Origin of the sequence: Pseudomonas kulmbachensis, assembly GCF_963681935.1 — a bacterium.
Classification (GTDB): domain Bacteria; phylum Pseudomonadota; class Gammaproteobacteria; order Pseudomonadales; family Pseudomonadaceae; genus Aquipseudomonas; species Aquipseudomonas kulmbachensis.
The window spans coordinates 1,345,061-1,361,198 of record NZ_OY817088.1 but is presented as its reverse complement, the minus strand read 5'-3'; the positions used below and the strand labels follow the sequence as shown (position 1 = coordinate 1,361,198).

The 16,138-nt window shown below is 58.5% G+C and carries 18 protein-coding genes; 3 read left to right on the top strand and 15 right to left on the bottom strand.

Annotation, left to right across the window (positions count from 1 at the left end; translation table 11 throughout):
- Positions 1-33 precede the first annotated feature (33 nt).
- Together U5A05_RS06355 and U5A05_RS06350 are read right to left on the bottom strand one after the other, a co-directional pair.
- Complete coding sequence (locus tag U5A05_RS06355) at positions 34-1,398, bottom strand: DNA recombination protein RmuC (RefSeq protein ID WP_261742388.1); 1,365 nt, start codon at positions 1,396-1,398, stop codon at positions 34-36.
- 172 nt (positions 1,399-1,570) lie between these two features.
- Complete coding sequence (locus tag U5A05_RS06350) at positions 1,571-1,894, bottom strand: SEL1-like repeat protein (RefSeq protein WP_321835959.1); 324 nt, start codon at positions 1,892-1,894, stop codon at positions 1,571-1,573.
- Between the two features lie 1,004 nt (positions 1,895-2,898).
- Here U5A05_RS06350 and U5A05_RS06345 point away from each other — a divergent pair.
- The 3 genes from U5A05_RS06345 to U5A05_RS06335 all read left to right on the top strand — a co-directional run bounded on the left by U5A05_RS06345 (position 2,899) and on the right by U5A05_RS06335 (position 5,284).
- Entirely contained in the window at positions 2,899-3,123 is a 225-nt protein-coding gene (locus tag U5A05_RS06345) for a hypothetical protein (protein ID WP_003442709.1), read from the top strand.
- 264 nt (positions 3,124-3,387) lie between these two features.
- Positions 3,388-3,867 (top strand): hypothetical protein, encoded by a 480-nt coding sequence (locus U5A05_RS06340; RefSeq protein ID WP_321835958.1) that lies wholly within the window; start codon positions 3,388-3,390, stop codon positions 3,865-3,867.
- 145 nt (positions 3,868-4,012) lie between these two features.
- Positions 4,013-5,284: an OmpP1/FadL family transporter gene (locus U5A05_RS06335; protein WP_321835957.1), complete on the top strand. Its 1,272-nt coding sequence runs from the start codon at positions 4,013-4,015 to the stop codon at positions 5,282-5,284.
- Positions 5,285-5,369: 85 nt separating this feature from the next.
- On the opposite strand, the gene U5A05_RS06330 is transcribed toward U5A05_RS06335, so the two are convergent.
- The 13 genes from U5A05_RS06330 to U5A05_RS06270 all read right to left on the bottom strand — a co-directional run bounded on the left by U5A05_RS06330 (position 5,370) and on the right by U5A05_RS06270 (position 16,133).
- Positions 5,370-5,921, bottom strand: a complete 552-nt coding sequence (locus tag U5A05_RS06330; protein ID WP_261741288.1) for a glutathione peroxidase — start codon at positions 5,919-5,921, stop codon at positions 5,370-5,372.
- A 54-nt stretch (positions 5,922-5,975) separates the two neighbouring features.
- Positions 5,976-6,101, bottom strand: coding sequence for a hypothetical protein (locus U5A05_RS06325; RefSeq protein WP_261742536.1), 126 nt, complete (start codon positions 6,099-6,101; stop codon positions 5,976-5,978).
- Positions 6,098-7,306 carry an MFS transporter gene (locus U5A05_RS06320; protein WP_405046624.1) on the bottom strand — a complete coding sequence of 403 codons (1,209 nt, stop codon included), beginning with the start codon at positions 7,304-7,306 and terminating at the stop codon, positions 6,098-6,100. Before U5A05_RS06320 ends, U5A05_RS06325 begins: the two co-directional genes overlap by 4 nt.
- 52 nt (positions 7,307-7,358) lie before the next feature.
- On the bottom strand, positions 7,359-7,772 hold the full coding sequence (locus U5A05_RS06315) for a MarR family winged helix-turn-helix transcriptional regulator (protein WP_261741287.1): 414 nt from the start codon (positions 7,770-7,772) through the stop codon (positions 7,359-7,361).
- A 94-nt stretch (positions 7,773-7,866) separates the two neighbouring features.
- Entirely contained in the window at positions 7,867-8,604 is a 738-nt protein-coding gene (locus U5A05_RS06310) for an adenosylcobinamide-GDP ribazoletransferase (protein WP_321835956.1), read from the bottom strand.
- Entirely contained in the window at positions 8,604-9,182 is a 579-nt protein-coding gene (gene cobC, locus U5A05_RS06305; RefSeq protein WP_261741285.1) for an alpha-ribazole phosphatase family protein, read from the bottom strand. The genes U5A05_RS06310 and cobC overlap by 1 nt, the downstream gene beginning before the upstream one ends.
- Entirely contained in the window at positions 9,179-10,234 is a 1,056-nt protein-coding gene (cobT, locus tag U5A05_RS06300; protein WP_321835955.1) for a nicotinate-nucleotide--dimethylbenzimidazole phosphoribosyltransferase, read from the bottom strand. Before cobT ends, cobC begins: the two co-directional genes overlap by 4 nt.
- A complete protein-coding gene (cobU, locus tag U5A05_RS06295; RefSeq protein ID WP_321835954.1) occupies positions 10,231-10,752 on the bottom strand; it encodes a bifunctional adenosylcobinamide kinase/adenosylcobinamide-phosphate guanylyltransferase in 522 nt (173 codons plus the stop codon). Before cobU ends, cobT begins: the two co-directional genes overlap by 4 nt.
- 82 nt (positions 10,753-10,834) lie before the next feature.
- A complete protein-coding gene (locus tag U5A05_RS06290; RefSeq protein WP_321835953.1) occupies positions 10,835-12,286 on the bottom strand; it encodes a cobyric acid synthase in 1,452 nt (483 codons plus the stop codon).
- Complete coding sequence (gene cobD / locus U5A05_RS06285) at positions 12,283-13,275, bottom strand: threonine-phosphate decarboxylase CobD (protein WP_261741281.1); 993 nt, start codon at positions 13,273-13,275, stop codon at positions 12,283-12,285. The genes U5A05_RS06290 and cobD overlap by 4 nt, the downstream gene beginning before the upstream one ends.
- A complete protein-coding gene (cbiB, locus tag U5A05_RS06280; RefSeq protein ID WP_321835952.1) occupies positions 13,268-14,176 on the bottom strand; it encodes an adenosylcobinamide-phosphate synthase CbiB in 909 nt (302 codons plus the stop codon). Before cbiB ends, cobD begins: the two co-directional genes overlap by 8 nt.
- Positions 14,173-14,823 carry a 5,6-dimethylbenzimidazole synthase gene (bluB, locus tag U5A05_RS06275; protein WP_261742386.1) on the bottom strand — a complete coding sequence of 217 codons (651 nt, stop codon included), beginning with the start codon at positions 14,821-14,823 and terminating at the stop codon, positions 14,173-14,175. Before bluB ends, cbiB begins: the two co-directional genes overlap by 4 nt.
- A complete protein-coding gene (locus U5A05_RS06270) occupies positions 14,820-16,133 on the bottom strand; it encodes a cobyrinic acid a,c-diamide synthase CobB (RefSeq protein ID WP_321835951.1) in 1,314 nt (437 codons plus the stop codon). The genes bluB and U5A05_RS06270 overlap by 4 nt, the downstream gene beginning before the upstream one ends.
- Positions 16,134-16,138 lie beyond the last annotated feature (5 nt).

Here is a 16,138-nt window from a genome sequence, read left to right as displayed (position 1 = left end):
GCAGCTTGCGGCAGCGGCTACAGAAGTTCGGTGTTATTCCGCCGGATGCGCCACACCATCAGCGTCGGTCATGGCCCGCTCCAGCAGATCAGCCGGCAAGCTTTTGCTGGCTCGTGCCCCCAGGAGCTTGAGCTGCTCGCTGCGACTGACGAGATTCCCCCGGCCTTCGGTGAGCTTGTTACGGGCTGAACTGTAGGCCTTATCCAACTGCTGCAGGCGGTTGCCGACTTCATCCAGATCCTGAATAAACAATACAAACTTGTCATACAGCCAACCCGCGCGCTCGGCAATTTCACGGGCATTCTGCCCCTGGCGCTCTTGCTTCCAAAGGCTGTCGATCACCCGCAAAGTTGCAAGCAACGTGGTCGGACTGACGATCACGATATGGCGATCAAACGCCTCTTGAAACAGATTCGGTTCAGCCTGCAACGCCGCCGAAAATGCCGCTTCAATCGGTACAAACAACAACACAAAGTCCAGGCTGTGAAGCCCTTCCAGACGTTTGTAGTCTTTGCCGGCAAGACCCTTTACATGATTGCGCAGCGACAACACATGTTGTTTGAGCGCAGCCTGCCCAATCACGTCGTCATCGGCACCTACATACTGTTGATACGCCGTCAGGCTGACCTTGGAATCGACTACTACCTGTTTGTCACCCGGCAACATGATCAGCACGTCCGGCTGGAAACGCTCGCCGTCCGGCCCCTTGAGGCTGACTTGGGTCTGGTATTCGCGGCCTTTCTCAAGCCCTGCGTGTTCCAGAACCCGCTCCAGAATCAACTCCCCCCAGTTGCCTTGGGTTTTCTGGCCTTTCAGGGCGCGGGTCAAGTTGGTCGCCTCATCACTCAGGCGCAGGTTCAGTTGCTGCAAACGCTCCAACTCTTTACCCAGCGAAAAACGCTCGCGCGATTCCTGCTGATAGCTCTCTTCGACACGCTTTTCAAATGACTGAATGCGCTCCTTGAGGGGGTCGAGCAACTGCCCAAGGCGTTCGTTACTGGTTTCGGCGAAACGCTGTTCACGCTCATCGAAAATCTTGCCCGCCAGTTCGGCAAATTGCGCCCGCAGTTCGTCACGCGAACCTTGCAGGTCATTGAGCCGCTGCTGATGACTGTCCTGCTGCTCGCGCAACTCGGCAGCCAATCCAGAGGCGTGGGCATCCAGGCGGCGTAGCTCAATTTCTTTCTGATTGCGCTCCAGGTTCCACGCATGGGCAGCATCGCGCCCATTGTCGCGCTCAACCTGCAACAACTCGACCTCACGGCGCAGCGCAGCCAGCTCTGCTTGCTTGACCGCATTGGCCTGCCCCAGATCACTGACTTCGTCGCGACAGGCATCCAGCTGGGCACTCAGGCCTTCCTGGGATAGCTGGGCTGTAGCAAGACGCTCACCGAGCAACGCAAGCTCAGCGTGATGACCACTGGCACGGCGCTGCAACTGCCAGATAAACGCCAACAACGGCACGCCTGCTACTGCCAGGCCAAGCAACAGACTGCTCAGATCCAGGGCCATAACCCCTCCACACGAGGTAAAAGAGCAAGGTTAACCAACAGTCAGCGCCGAAGACAGTTCAGTCTTCGGTCTTGTTCAATTCCTGCTGGGCAACACGGTCGCCGGCACGGGCTGCCAGGCGCAGCAATTCATGGCCGATACGTTGATCGCGGGCGCTGCCGCACTCACGGCACATCAACTGACCCAAACGGCTCTGCGCCAGCACCACACCTTGGCGCGCAGGTTGTTTGAGCAAATGACCGGCCACGTGCTTGACGCTAGGGTTAGCGCTCAGACGAGGGTTATCCAGCAGCCAGATAGCAACCCGCAAAGAAAAGCGCTTGGGAGCTTCAGGAGGTGTATTGGGGCGAGTAACAGAGGAAGTAGCTGTGCGGAACTTCATACGACACTGTAGGGCAGAACAGAAGGCGCGCCACTCTACTCCTTTTTTCGTTTGGGTAAAGTCGAAAAAAGTCTACACCCTTGATCTAGAGCAAGCGCTTGGGACAATCCACAGAACCTGTGGATAAGTCAGTGGACAACCCTGCTTTAAGCTCCGCAAACGCCCACCCTACGGGGGCTACGGTCAAACTGTCGATTTTTTCACCAATTAAAAAAAACGATGTTTTTCATTGACTTAAATTTACAGGACAGGCTAGGAAGACTTCAATACGGGTATCTGCGCTGATTTTGTCAGCAGCACTGCAAATGTGCACAAGTTCACATTCAGAGCAACAAAGCGGACCGTAACCGAGCATGAAACGCAGGCCTACGCACCGCTACGGCGCGTCATCAAGGGCGTTTGTCAGCGATCCCCCCCCTGCTCGAGGTGCGCTGGCAAATTATCAAAAGTGGGCTAATACCGTAGATAAATACCCGCCGGACTTGGCGAGACCAGCAGGTTTTGCCAGCCTGAATAGAGGCTACAGAATGTATTTTTCGCTAGCACACTTGCGTTTAAAAATTCAACCAGTTAGTATCCGCAGCGTTAGTACCAAGCTGAAAGTCAATTCGGGCCGAACAAATCCCTGCAGCCACCTTGCGTAAAGCAAAGAAGAAGCGCTGAAAAACGGGATCGACCCCCTAGATGGTTTCCAGGTAAACCTTGCGACGATACGGCCTTTGCACAAACGCACAGGGTATCGCGAAGTTCTTTTACTCTGACCGAACCAACCTGCAAATTGATCAGGATCTTCACCCGGAGCACGGAACCTTAGCTCCTGTTGTGACTGCCTGCCCTCCTAAGTACCTACCTGCCAGCCCAAGCGCCACATACTTAATGCGCTACAACTGGCGGCTTTGTTCCAGTCAGGTTCTTCGTCCAGCCAAAGAATGGCTCGACGTCACTGGAACGTTTTAACGCAGCACGGTTCTAAACCGTGTCATTTGTAGGAACACCTAATAACTATGTCTACTCAAATCCATACTCAGGATGCCATTCGCACCCTAACCAACGCCTTTGCTCCAATGAACTGCCTGATTATGGCCGCTCGCAAAGGATGCTTCAGCTTTACTCTGGTCAACGAACACGGCATCGCTCGTCACAGCGAACGCCTGTACCCCGATCAATACTCCAGCGCAGCACCTCTGCAAGCTGTGATCGAGCGTACTCGCCAGGCCCTGATAGCCTGAAAGCCTGAGCGCTACACAACAAGCCCTGCCTGATCAGCAGGGCTTTTTGTTGCCTGCAATTTAAGAAACATTCGGCATTGCTTAAGTCCTTGCGGATATATAACCAACAGCTCGAAGCCTGAAATGATTTAAAAACAGACCGTTACAGCAAAGATATGACACTACACTTCAACTCGAGCGGCACAACCCGCTCCCGGCGAACCCTCTCGATTCATGCTGCCAAGCTCTGGGTATCGCTGGTCATTTTCAGGCCCCGAGGACTTTATGGGTATCGCAGCCAGGGAGTTGAGCCTTTACGTAATTCGGCCAACGCTTTTGTATCTGGGCCAAAACAACCCGGATGCAGAAGCTCTGTTGTTGGGTATTGCGGCCAGCCAATCAAGCTTGGGCTCGGCCCTGCATGACCGACGAGGTCACGGCCTCTATTGCATACGCGAACCTCGGCATGCCGCCTTGTGGGAGGAGTACCTTGCCCATGACCCAGACCTGGCGAGCCTGGTTCGCGGCCTGGCCAGCCAGCACGCATTCTTGCGCAGCCCTCACTTGGAACTCACGGTTAATTTACGTTATGCCACCGCCATTGCCTGGCTTCTTATCGAACAACAGAAAATAGCTATTCCTGCCGCTGACGACCTGCTCGGGATGGCAAGAATCTGGCGTCAAGCCTTTGAACCACATGGGCGTTTACGCGATTTCGCACAGGCTTGGCGCACCTGTGTTTCTCCTCTCAACCTTGTGACTTGAGATTTCTATAATCCTGAAATTCTGCAAATAACCTCAAACCGGTCGGATTGTCCTACAAAACATCGCTATCTTCTGCGATTTAGCCTATAGCGCTTCTACAAAAATGTTGGTAGTTTTCCTCCGGTGATCATAAGGAGTTCTAATAATGAAAAAAGTAATGCTCAAGACCACACTTGGCCTCGCTGTCACTTTGGCTTCCAGCCAGATTTTCGCCAGCGGCTTCGCACTTAACGAACAAAGCATCAGCGGTATGGGGACTGGTTTTGCCGGCCGCTCCTCTTCTGCCGAGGATGCAAGCACCGTTTTTGGCAACCCTGCCGGTATGTCCCGCATCAAGCGTGAGCAAGTCACTGGCGGCATCGCAGCCATCGACGCAAGCACCGACATCAAGCACACCAGTGGTGGTGCTCCGGGCGGTACCAACAAAGGCGACATGGTCCCTTTAACCGCTGTTCCGATGGGTTTCTACGTTAAACCAATCGATGAGCATTGGGCATTCGGCGTAGGCGTGTATGCTCCATTCGGTTTGATCACTGACTACGAAAGCAGTTTCGCCGGTCGCTATTACGGTAAAAAGAGTGAGGTTCAAGTCGTAACCTTCCAACCAACCGTCAGCTACGCATTCAACGATGTGGTATCGATCGGCTTCGGCCCAACCATCAACCGCATTGACGGCAAATTGACTTCCGCCACCCCATATCTGCCTACATATGGCCGTAACGATGGCGAAGTTAAAATCAAGGGCGATGACACGGCTCTTGGCTTTAATGCCGGTATCCTGGTTCAAGCCACCGATAGCACTCGCGTCGGCTTAACTTACCACTCCAAGGTCAAATACAGCCTCGATGGTCACACCAAGATCTCGGGCGTAGGTTTCGGACCAGCCAATGGAGCCAAGTTCGATGCAGGCCTGGATATCACCACTCCCGAGTCCGTCGACTTCTCTGTTACTCACGAGCTGAACGACCAATGGACTCTGTATGCGGGCAGCACCTGGACTCGCTGGAGCCGCCTGAAAGATATTACCGTTGAGAACAGCGGCGTCCCAGGATTCCTGGGTGGCAGCGCAGGCCCGATCGGTACAATCAAAGAAGAGCAAAACTGGCACGACACCTGGGCTTCGGCTATCGGTGCTGCTTACAAGATCAACAAACAGTGGACATTGCGTACCGGTTTGTCAGTCGACCAATCGCCTACCAACAACACTGACCGCTCGGTTCGAATCCCTACCGGCGACCGTAAAGCGATCAGCTTTGGTGCTGGCTGGAGCCCAACGGACGACCTGACCATCGACGTGGCTTACTCCTACCTCAAGGAAGAGTCGGTTAACGTCAATCGCACTGGCAAAGGTAACTACAATGCCAGCTACCACAACAGCGCAAATGGTTTTGGTGTAGGTGCAACCTACAAGTTCTGATTCGCCGCGAGGCTAACCCCTCGCCCACCGAATCAAAAAAATCCCCGCTCTCGTTACCGAGGCGGGGATTTTTAATGGCTGCGATTCAAGGTTTTGAAGCAATGGCCTTGTCGATAGCCTCGATCAATTCCGGACTATCAGGCTTGGTCAGACTGGAGAAGCTGGCAATCACATTGCCCTGGCGATCAACCACGTATTTATAGAAGTTCCACTTCGGAGCGCTGCTCTGCTCAGCCAGCACCTTGAACATGTGCGCCGCGTCAGGCCCGCGTACATGCTGCGGATCGATCATGGTGAAGGTCACGCCATAGTTGACGTAACAAACCTTGGCCGTCTCCTCGCCGTCCTTGGCCTCTTGCTTGAAGTCATCCGACGGCACACCAATCAGCTCCAGCCCTTGCCCCTTGTAGCGCTGATTAAGCGCTTCAAGCCCCTTGAACTGCGGGGCAAAGCCGCAAAAACTCGCCGTATTGACGATCAACAGCGGCTTACCAGCAAAACGCTGGCACAGATCGATCGATTCCTTGGCCCGCAATTTGGGCAATGAGCCCTCCAGCAAAGGCGGGCATTCTGCCGCCCACACCGAACCGGCGCAGGCCAACAGCAGTACAGGCATCGCAATCCAGCGCTTGAGCATCATCGGTGTCCTTAAAAAAGTGGCAGGCTTAGAACTTACTCACCCGCTGCTGCACTAGCAAGCACCCATACCCAACTGCATCAAGGCTAACCCACCCTGATGCCAGCCCCACCAGATCAGAGCCAGCAGCAACGCACCGGTACTGACTGCACCTAACCAGATCAAGGTTGATGAATTCACCCCATACTCCCCTGCGCCTGCAAGCGGGCTACCGGACGCTCACGCACCGGCCAGTTCAGCGCGGCCGCCAACAGGCTCAACAAAATCGACACTTGCCAGATTAGAGCGTAACTACCGGTCTGATCATAGACCACGCCACCCAGCCAGCCGCCCAGGAATGCTCCCAGCTGATGGAAGAGGAATACGATGCCGCCCAGCATCGACAGGTTACGCACGCCAAACATGGTGGCCACCGTGCCATTGGTCAGCGGTACCGTCGACAGCCACAAAAAGCCCATGACCATGCCAAACAGGTACGCACTGAATTGCGTCACAGGTGCCCACAAAAACAATACGATCACTACGGCCCGCGCCAGATACAACGCCGTCAACAAGCGCGGCTTGGACATGCGCCCACCTAGCCAACCGGCGGTGTAAGTCCCAAAAATATTGAACAGGCCAATCAGTGCCAGCACGGTGGTGCCCACCGTTGCGGGCAAGTGCTGGTCCACCAGATAAGCCGGCAGGTGGATACCGATAAAGACCACCTGAAAGCCGCAAACAAAAAAGCCAAAGGCCAATAGCCAGAAACCTGAGTGCGAACACGCCTCACGCAGTGCCTCTTTAAGGGTTTGCTCGCCGCCCAAATTGGGTAACGGACGATCCTTGAGCATGCTGACCAGCGGCACAATCAGCGCCACCAGCACACCCAACACCAGCAGCGCCGTCGACCAGCCGAGCCAGCCAATCAAACCGAGAGTGCCGGGCAGCATGGCAAATTGACCAAATGAACCCGCAGCGCTGGCGATCCCCATGCCCATGCTGCGTTTTTCAGCAGGCAATGCGCGACCGACCACGCCCAGGATCACCGAAAACGAGGTGCCGGACAGACCGATCCCGATCAACAGCCCCGCGCTCAAGGACAGCGACAACGGTGAATCCGACAACCCCATAAACAGCAGCCCCACGGCATACAGCACACCGCCGACGATCACTACCTTGGCGGCACCAAAGCGGTCTGCCAGTGCCCCAGTGAAAGGCTGAGCCAGTCCCCAGATCAAGTTTTGCAAGGCGATAGCAAATGCAAACACCTCACGCCCCCAGCCAAACTGCGCACTCATGGGCGGCAGAAACAACCCGAATCCATGCCTTACACCTAACGACAACGCCAAAATAAGTGCGCTGCCAAGAAGGACCCAACCGCTGTTACGCCACACCGATGTCATTGTTGTTCTCCGGGAGCGGGTATATACCCATTTATAATCGAGCTACTGGCTTTTAGTCAGTACCTGCCAACTCATCCAATAGCTGTAACAGTTGTGCACGCTTGGTTTCACCCAAACGATCCATCAAGCGCTGTTGTGCCGCTTCCCAGGCAGGCAAGGCGGCCTTCAAGCACTGATCGCCCGCCTCAGTCAGGCATACCAGCCGGTTACGCTGGTCAGCGCCCTCAGTCATCTTCAGCAGGCCTGCACCCTCAAGCACTCGCACGTTACGCCCCAACGTACTGCGATCCAGCCCCATGGCTTCTGCCAGGCTGGAGATGCTCGGTTGATCAAGACGCTTGAGATTACACAGCAAAGAATACTGGGCAACGTTGATCCCGAAGCCATCGAGAGCGCCGTCGTAATGCCTGCTCACGCCACGTGCCGCACGCCGCAGATTGGTACATAAACACTGGGTTGGTAACATTTTGTATGTATATACCCGCAATAAAATAGAATCAAGATTTAATACAGGACTTACTTCTTTGTGGAGCGAGCCTGCTCGCGAAGCAAGCGTCAGGTCATTGCTGCATCAGCGCCAATCCCACCAGCACCAGCACTTCAAGCAACTCCAGCAACGCCCCAGCGGTATCGCCTGTGGTGCCGCCCAAACGGCGCATCATCACCCGGCGCAGCCATACAAACCCTACGGCTGCCAGCGCCAATGCCCACAGCCCGGCAGACCCGGCCAACACCACACAGGCCACGGCACCCAGCCCCAATACCCACCAGCCCGCCTTGCGTGGCAGATGGTCGGCCAGCGCCTGGCCCAAACCACCGGCACGCACGTATGGCGTGGTCAGAAACACCGCCAGCAAGGCACTGCGCCCGATCAAGGGCACGATCAGCAAAGCTGCGCCGTTGCGCTGCTCAAGTAACGCCAGCAACGCACAGAACTTGAGCAACAACACCAACACCAGCGTCACCACCGCAATCGGCCCGCTGCGCGGATCTTTCATGATGGTCAGCGTGCGCTCGCGGTCACCAAAGCCGCCCAGCCAGGCATCTGCACTGTCGGCCAGACCGTCCAGATGCAGCCCGCCACTGAGCAGCACCCAAACCGTCAGCAGCAAAGCCGCATGCAGCATCAATGGCGCATCGGCCAGCAATCCATTGAGGCCCCACAGCAGCAGACCAAACAGCAGCCCCACCACCGGATAAAACAGTAGTGAACGCCCCAGTTCCTGGGGCTGCGGCATACCCGGCAAGCGAATCGGTAAGCTGCTTAAAAACTGCAAGGCAATCCAGAACGGCAACATTAGCCGACGACCTCGGTCAACTGACCCTTCGCGCCAACCTGCAACCCGAACAGCGCGCCATGGATCACCGGCACCTGCAGCAATTGCTCGCGGGGCAAGCCGCGGGCCTGAGCCAGCAGCAGCTTCATCACTCCGCCATGACACACCACCAGTACCCGTTCACCGGAAAATTCCTGCTGCATACGGCTGACGGCAGACAACACCCGCGCCGAAAACTCAAGTACCGGCTCGCCGTCGGGCGGGGTAAAAGCGTAGGGATCCGCCCAGAACAGACCTAGAGCTTCTGAATCGACTTCCATCAACGCCGCGGCGCTCTGCCCTTCCCAGGCACCAAAATGCAGTTCTTGCAGGTTCTTGTCGAACGACACAGGCAAATCGAGCTGTGCGCTCAACTCCCGGGCAAACAATGCGCAACGCTGCAACGGCGAACTGACAATCCGATCCCACGGCCCCTGGCCTTTAACGGCCTCACGCATTTGCGTCCAGCCCAACGGCGTCAAGGCGTCATCCAGGCTGCCGCGCAAACCACCGCCCAACTCGGTCTCGCCATGACGCAGCAAATCCAGTTGCACTGTCATGCCGGACGATCTGCAACGGCAGCTTCGGCAAATGTTGCCATCTGCCCGTGCAGGTCACACGCCAGGCGCATCAACGGCACCGCCAACGCCGCGCCGCTGCCCTCACCCAGGCGCAGGCCCAAATCGAGCAACGGCTCGGCTTGCAAGCTTTGCAGTACATGACGATGACCCAGCTCAGCCCCACGATGACTGAAAACCAACCATTCTCGACATTCAGGATTCAAACGTACGGCGACCATCGCCGCGACGGTGCAGATAAAACCGTCGACCACCGCCACGATGCCTTCCTGGGCACAGGCCACATAGGCCCCGACCAGAGCTGCAATTTCAAAACCACCCAGGCGAAACAGGGTCTGCAGCGGATCATCGAGATGGCCTGCATGCAACGCCAGCGCCCCTTCGATCACCCGCGCCTTATGGCTCACACCGGCGGCATCCAGACCTGTACCCGGCCCGGTCAACTGCGAAGCCGGGCAATCGAGCAGCGCACTGGCCACGGCACTGGCAGACGCCGTGTTGCCGATGCCCATTTCGCCGCCAATAAACAGCTCACTGCCCACTGCCTGCGCCCGCAATACGCTGTCACGTCCCGCCTGCAAGGCTTTTAATCCTTGGCTGTCGGACATCGCCGGGCCCAGCGCAAAATTGGCCGTACCTGCGCCCAACTGCAAATGACGCACACCCTCCAGCTCCAGCATCGGCGTGACCGTGCCCAGATCCACCACATCCAACTGCGCGCCCAACTGCCGGGCCAACACGCTGATCGCCGCACCGCCGCTGACAAAGTTGTGCAGCATTTGCCCGGTGACTGCTTGTGGGTAGGCCGAAACGCCTTCGTCGACTATGCCGTGATCACCTGCAAAAATCGCAATCCACAACTGATCAACACGGGGTTTGAGCCGCCCCTGCAGCCCGGCCAATTGCACCGCCAATGCCTCAAGCTGGCCCAGCGAACCCGCCGGTTTGGTCAATTGCTGCTGACGTGCGGCTGCAGCCAATTGCATGTCACGGTCAACGGGCTTGCAGGGGGTCAGCCACCACGGGGTGTTCATAGTGCAGTTCCTTTCAACGTCAGGGGCAGGCCCGCCACCGTCAGCACTACTCGCTGACAGCGCTCGGCCAGGGCTTGATGCAACCAACCGGCTTCATCGACATAGCGGCGAGTCAATTCGCCCAGCGGCACGACACCCATTCCGGTTTCGTTGCTGACAAACACAATTTCGCCCGGCAGATCAGCCAGGCATTCCAGCAGTGCATCACGTTCGGTAATCAACCGCTGCGGGTCTTCAAGCATCAACAGATTGGTCATCCACAGCGTCAGGCAGTCCACCAACAGGCAAGCATCGGCGCGAGCGTTATCGCGCAGTACCCGGGCCAGTTCGACAGGCTCTTCAATCAGCGCCCACTCGACTGGACGACGTTCGCGATGATGGCGCACGCGCTCGCTCATCTCGCCGTCCAGCGGCTGGCTGGTGGCGATATAGGTGACGGCGCAGCCAGACTGGGCCGCCAGCTTTTCAGCCAGGCGACTTTTGCCCGAGCGGGCGCCGCCCAAAATCAGTTGCAGCATGTCGATAAACCTCTGGATCTGCTGTGGGAGCGAGCCTGCTCGCGAAGTAATGTTTTTCGCGAGCAGGCTCGCTCCCACAGCTTTATATTTCGCAAAGCTCACGCAGGTAGGCCGTATCCAGGTGGTTTTCCACCAGGTCCGCCAGCCGCTCGATATCCCGCTCGCGCAGGGCGTGGTAGTCCACTTCCTGCACATCCTGCAAACCGGCCCAGCGCAGCAATGCGCTGCAAGCCGCAGGCGACTCGAACACGCCATGCAGGTAGGTGCCGAGAATTTGCCCGTCCGCACTTTGTGCGCCATCACAGCGCCCATCATCCAGCCGCACCACAGGCTGTTCCAGAGCAACACCGGTGGTCACCCCCGCGTGGATTTCATAGCCACTGACTTCGGCGTTTTCGAGAACCAGGTGCCCGCGTACATTGCGCAGCTGCTTTTCGGCTGCAAGCTCGGTGCTGAACGCCAGCAAACCCAAGCCGGCACCGGAACCCGGCGCGCCCTCAAGGCCCAGCGGATCATGAATCTGCTCGCCGAGCATCTGCAGGCCGCCGCAAATCCCCAGCAGCTTTCCGCCGTAACGCAGATGACGACTGATGGCCGCATCCCAGCCATTGGCGCGCAAATACGCCAGATCACTGCGTACGCTTTTGGAACCGGGCAAGATGATCAAATCAGCGGGCGGAATCGGCTGGCCCGGCCCCACAAACTGCAAGTCCACTTGCGGATGCAGGCGCAGCGGGTCGAAATCCGTGTGATTGCTGATGCGCGGCAGTACCGGCACCACCACCTTGAGCACCTGCTCGACCTTGTCGGTCTGGCGCTGATCGATGCCATCCTCGGCCTCGAGGTGCAAGTCCATCACATAGGGCAACACACCGATTACCGGCTTGCCGGTGCGCTGTTCCAGCCAGTCAAGACCGGGCTGGAGCAAGGCGATATCGCCGCGAAACCGGTTGATGATAAAACCTTTGACCCGCGCCTGTTCCGACTCGGACAACAGCTCCAGGGTGCCAACCAGATGCGCAAACACCCCACCGCGATTGATGTCAGCGATCAACACCACCGGGCAGTCCACCGCTTCGGCAAAGCCCATGTTGGCAATATCACCGGCCCGTAGATTGATCTCGGCCGGAGAACCCGCGCCCTCGACCATCACCACCGGATACGCCGCACTCAAACGCTGGTGCGAGGCCAGTACCGCCTGCATGGCGATGGCCTTGTAGTCGTGATACGCCACCGCGTTCATGCTGGTAACGGCACGACCATGAATAATCACCTGGGCACCTGTATCGCTGTTGGGCTTGAGCAACACCGGGTTCATGTCCGTGTGCGGCGCCAGCCCTGCAGCCTGAGCTTGTACCGCCTGGGCGCGACCAATCTCGCCACCTTCGGCGGTCACCGCGCTGTTGAGTGCCATATTCTGCGGCTTGAACGGCACCACTGCCACACCCTGGCGAGTCAGCCAACGGCACAGGGCCGTCACCAACGTGCTTTTACCGGCATCAGATGTGGTGCCTTGCACCATCAACGTACTCATAGGGTTTCCTTGGTGTACGCCGCTAATGCCAGCTCCAGGCGCAACCAGTCAGCCTCGGCAGCAGGCAGGCCAAAACGCACGCTGCTGTTGTGGGTAAACAGGCGCAGCAAAATGCCGCGATGCGCCATAAATTCGTAAAGACGGTCAGCATGGGGCGTGATCAGCCACTTGAACAATGCACAGCCCCCTTGCGGCGGTAAATCATGCAAGCCCAGCAACCGTTCCAGCCGCCCGCTAGCCAACTCGCTGCGTTCGCGCTGGCGAGCATGGCCGGCGGTGTCGAGCAGGCAGGCCTGACCGACAATGCGCGTCGGCCCACTCACGGCCCAGGGTCCAGCTTGCTCGGCCAGTAACTTGAGTAACTTTTGCTCGGCCAGTACAAAACCCAGCCGTACTCCGGCCAGACCAAAAAACTTGCCAAACGAGCGCAGCACAATCAGCCCAGTACGCTGGCTCTGTGCCGCTAGGCTCAGCTCTGGCGTGTTGTCCATAAAGGCTTCGTCCACCACCAGCCAGCCACCGCGCTGCACCAGCCGCGCATGCCATTCCAGCAAACGCTCAGGGGTCAGGCTCAGCCCCGTAGGATTGTTGGGATTGACCACGACTAATACGTCCAGCTTGTCGAGGTAGAAATCGACTTCCTGCTCCATGATTTCACGCACGATATGCCCACTGTGCCGCCAGGCATGCGCATGCTCGGCGTAACACGGCGACAGCACGCCAACCTTGCCACTGCGGCGCAGGCGCGGCAGTAACTGAATGGCTGATTGCGAACCCGCCACCGGCAGCACATTCAGTGCGCCGTAATAGGCGCAGGCTGCCTGCTCAAGACCGTCGTCGGTTTCAGGCAAGCGCGCCCAAGCACGTTCAGGTATCGGCGGAATAGCAAATGGCCAAGGCGCCAGCCCAGTGGACAAATCCAGCCAGTCGGCTTCGGCAATGCCGTAATGCAACGCTGCCCTGCGCAAACGCCCGCCGTGCTCAAGCATAGAATTCACTCCACACACACAGAATCAACAGCCACAGCCACACGCCACGCTGCACCAGTTGCCAGCCACGACCAATCGAGTCGGCATCTGCCGGTACACCTTCACCCAACTGCGGACGCTCATGCAGTTCGCCGTGATAAATCGCCGGGCCACCTAACTCAACACCCAACGCACCGGCGCCTGCGGCCATGACCGGGCCAGCATTGGGGCTGTCCCACAGCGGGGCCTGTTTGCGCCAGCACTTCAAGGCCAGTCGGGTTTTACCCAGTACGGCGTAAGTCAGAGCAACCAGCCTTGCAGGAATATAGTTAAGAACATCGTCGATCCGGGCAGCGGCCCAACCAAATCGCTCAAAGCGTTCGTTGCGATAGCCCCACATCGCGTCCAGCGTATTACTCAAACGATAGAGCACCACGCCCGGCGCACCGGCCACGGCAAACCAGAAAATCGCCGCAAACACCGCATCGCTGCCGTTCTCGAGTACCGATTCGGTGGCGGCGCGGGCCACTTCAGTCGAGTCCAGCTCGCTGGTCTGGCGGCTGACCAGATACCCGACCCGGGTGCGCGCCTCATCCAGATCATTGGCGCGCAATGCCTGGGCAACCGGTTGCACATGCTCCCCGAGGCTGCGCATGCCCAGCGCGCAATACAGCGCCAGAATGTCCACCAACCAACCGATATAAGGCAGCCACGACAGTGCCGTGGCCAGAACCGTCAGCGGCAATACCGCCAGCACCCACGCCGTCACACCATGACTGCGCCAGCCACGACCACCGGAATTGAAACGCTGCTCGATACGCTCGGCCATCCGGCCAAACGCCACCAGCGGATGCCAACGCTTGGGCTCACCCAACAGTGCATCCAGCGCCACCCCGGCGACGCACAGCAACGCCACACTCATGGACTCACTCCCCAATAATTCTCATACACCAATTCACTCAGTGGACGCGCTTGCGCCCACCCTTCCAGCACCAGCATCGGCGCCGGATAAAAAGCCTCGACCGGGCCCAGGCACAACACAGCCAGCGGCTTGGCGCCTGCGGGCAACCCCAACAAATCAGCCAACGCCTGAGGCTCGAACAACGATACCCAGCCCATGCCCAAGCCCTCGACACGTGCCGCCAACCACAGGTTTTGAATGGCACAGGACAACGATGCCATATCCATTTCCGGAAGTGTTCGTCGGCCAAAAATGTGCTTTTCGCGGTCGTCCATCAACGCCGCCACCAGCACCTCGGCGCAATCGTTGATGCCTTCGACCTTGAGCGTCATGAACTCATCGGAGCGCTGGCCCAGCGCCTCGGCGGTGCGCACCCGTTCGTCTTCGACCAGGCCCTGGATCTTGCCACGCAGCTCGCGGTCGGTGATGCGGATAAACCGCCACGGCTGCATCAACCCCACACTCGGGGCCTGATGCGCCGCTTCCAGCAAACGCGACAACAACTCGGGCGCCACACTGCCACCGCTGAAATGCCGCATATCGCGGCGTTCGGCAATGGCGCGGTACACGGCTGCGCGTTCTTCAGGGCTAAATGCGTTGTCGGTCATGGCGCCTTCACGGCGCATGGCGCGAACAACGCGGCAATGGCCTGAGGATTGGACGGGAAGTAAAAGTGCACATAAGAGGCGGTCATCCGCCCTTCGCGATATACCGCTTCAGCGCCACGCCCGCCGTTAGGGCTCAGGCCGCGGGCAATGGGCTCAAGCTCGGTACTGGTCAGCGAGTGATGATAGGTGTGACCGCGCAGCAACCCTTCGGGCATGTCCACGGCTTGCAACGCCAGCGCAGCCAGACGCTTTTGCATCGTCGCCTCCCCAGCCAGCAAACCCACCAGTTCAGCACGCTGCCCCTCAACATCGGTCAAGGCATCGAGCAGGTAAAGCATGCCGCCGCATTCGGCGAGCAGCGGCTTGCCCGCAACGTGATGGGCACGAATCGCCTCCAGCATCGGCGTATTGCGCGACAGCTCAAGGTGATGCAACTCGGGATAACCGCCCGGCAAATACAGGCTGTCAGCCTCGGGCAAGCGGACATCGCGAATTGGCGAGAAAAACACCAGCTCAGCGCCCATCGCCCGCAACAGATCCAGGCTCGCACCATAGGTGAAGGCAAACGCTTCGTCACGGGCCACGGCAATCCGCACCCCGGCCAGCAACGGCTCGACCGCAACCGGTTCAGGCGCCTTAAACTCGACCGCGGGCGGCAGCGCTACCTCACAGGTACTGGCCAAGGCATTCGCCGCCGCGTCGAGGCGTACATCCAGATCGTTCAGCTCACTGGCCTGGACCAACCCCAGGTGACGGCTCGGCAGCTCGATCCCGGTCTCGCGGGACAGCGCGCCGTACCAACGCAAGCCTTCGGTCAGGCTGCCTTCGAGCAACTGCGCGTGGCGCACCGTGCCGACCCGATTGGCCAGCACACCGGCAAACGGCAGATCCGGCTGATAGCGCGCCAGGCCCAAGGCCAGTGCACCAAAGGTCTGGGCCATCGCGGTACCATCGATCACCGCCAAGACTGGCACACCAAAATGCCGCGCCAGATCGGCGCTGGACGGTGTGCCGTCGAACAGCCCCATAACACCTTCGATAAGGATCAGGTCCGCATCTGCAGCAGCCTCCCACAGCAGACGGCGGCTTTCATCGGCGCCCACCATCCACAAATCCACCTGATACACCGGCGCACCGCTGGCGCGCTCAAGAATCATCGGGTCGAGAAAGTCCGGGCCACATTTGAACACCCGCACCTTGCGCCCCTGATTGCGATGCAACCGGGCCAGGGCGGCGGTAACGGTGGTCTTGCCCTGACCGGAAGCCGGTGCGGCGATCAACACCGCCGGGCAATGACGTGACGCTCTCATACTTC

Bases quoted from the DNA above. Each gene is read 5' to 3' on its own strand.
- U5A05_RS06315 (WP_261741287.1), bottom strand. From the start codon at position 7,772: ATGTTACCAACCCAGTGTTTATGTACCAATCTGCGGCGTGCGGCACGT.
- U5A05_RS06345 (WP_003442709.1), top strand. From the start codon at position 2,899: ATGTCTACTCAAATCCATACTCAGGATGCCATTCGCACCCTAACCAAC.
- bluB (WP_261742386.1), bottom strand. From the start codon at position 14,823: ATGACCGACAACGCATTTAGCCCTGAAGAACGCGCAGCCGTGTACCGC.
- cobT (WP_321835955.1), bottom strand. From the start codon at position 10,234: ATGAACACCCCGTGGTGGCTGACCCCCTGCAAGCCCGTTGACCGTGAC.
- U5A05_RS06350 (WP_321835959.1), bottom strand. From the start codon at position 1,894: ATGAAGTTCCGCACAGCTACTTCCTCTGTTACTCGCCCCAATACACCT.
- U5A05_RS06320 (WP_405046624.1), bottom strand. From the start codon at position 7,306: ATGACATCGGTGTGGCGTAACAGCGGTTGGGTCCTTCTTGGCAGCGCA.
- U5A05_RS06290 (WP_321835953.1), bottom strand. From the start codon at position 12,286: ATGAGTACGTTGATGGTGCAAGGCACCACATCTGATGCCGGTAAAAGC.
- cbiB (WP_321835952.1), bottom strand. From the start codon at position 14,176: ATGAGTGTGGCGTTGCTGTGCGTCGCCGGGGTGGCGCTGGATGCACTG.
- cobD (WP_261741281.1), bottom strand. From the start codon at position 13,275: ATGCTTGAGCACGGCGGGCGTTTGCGCAGGGCAGCGTTGCATTACGGC.
- cobU (WP_321835954.1), bottom strand. From the start codon at position 10,752: ATGCTGCAACTGATTTTGGGCGGCGCCCGCTCGGGCAAAAGTCGCCTG.
- U5A05_RS06340 (WP_321835958.1), top strand. From the start codon at position 3,388: ATGGGTATCGCAGCCAGGGAGTTGAGCCTTTACGTAATTCGGCCAACG.
- U5A05_RS06310 (WP_321835956.1), bottom strand. From the start codon at position 8,604: ATGTTGCCGTTCTGGATTGCCTTGCAGTTTTTAAGCAGCTTACCGATT.
- U5A05_RS06335 (WP_321835957.1), top strand. From the start codon at position 4,013: ATGAAAAAAGTAATGCTCAAGACCACACTTGGCCTCGCTGTCACTTTG.
- U5A05_RS06330 (WP_261741288.1), bottom strand. From the start codon at position 5,921: ATGCTCAAGCGCTGGATTGCGATGCCTGTACTGCTGTTGGCCTGCGCC.
- U5A05_RS06270 (WP_321835951.1), bottom strand. From the start codon at position 16,133: ATGAGAGCGTCACGTCATTGCCCGGCGGTGTTGATCGCCGCACCGGCT.
- cobC (WP_261741285.1), bottom strand. From the start codon at position 9,182: ATGACAGTGCAACTGGATTTGCTGCGTCATGGCGAGACCGAGTTGGGC.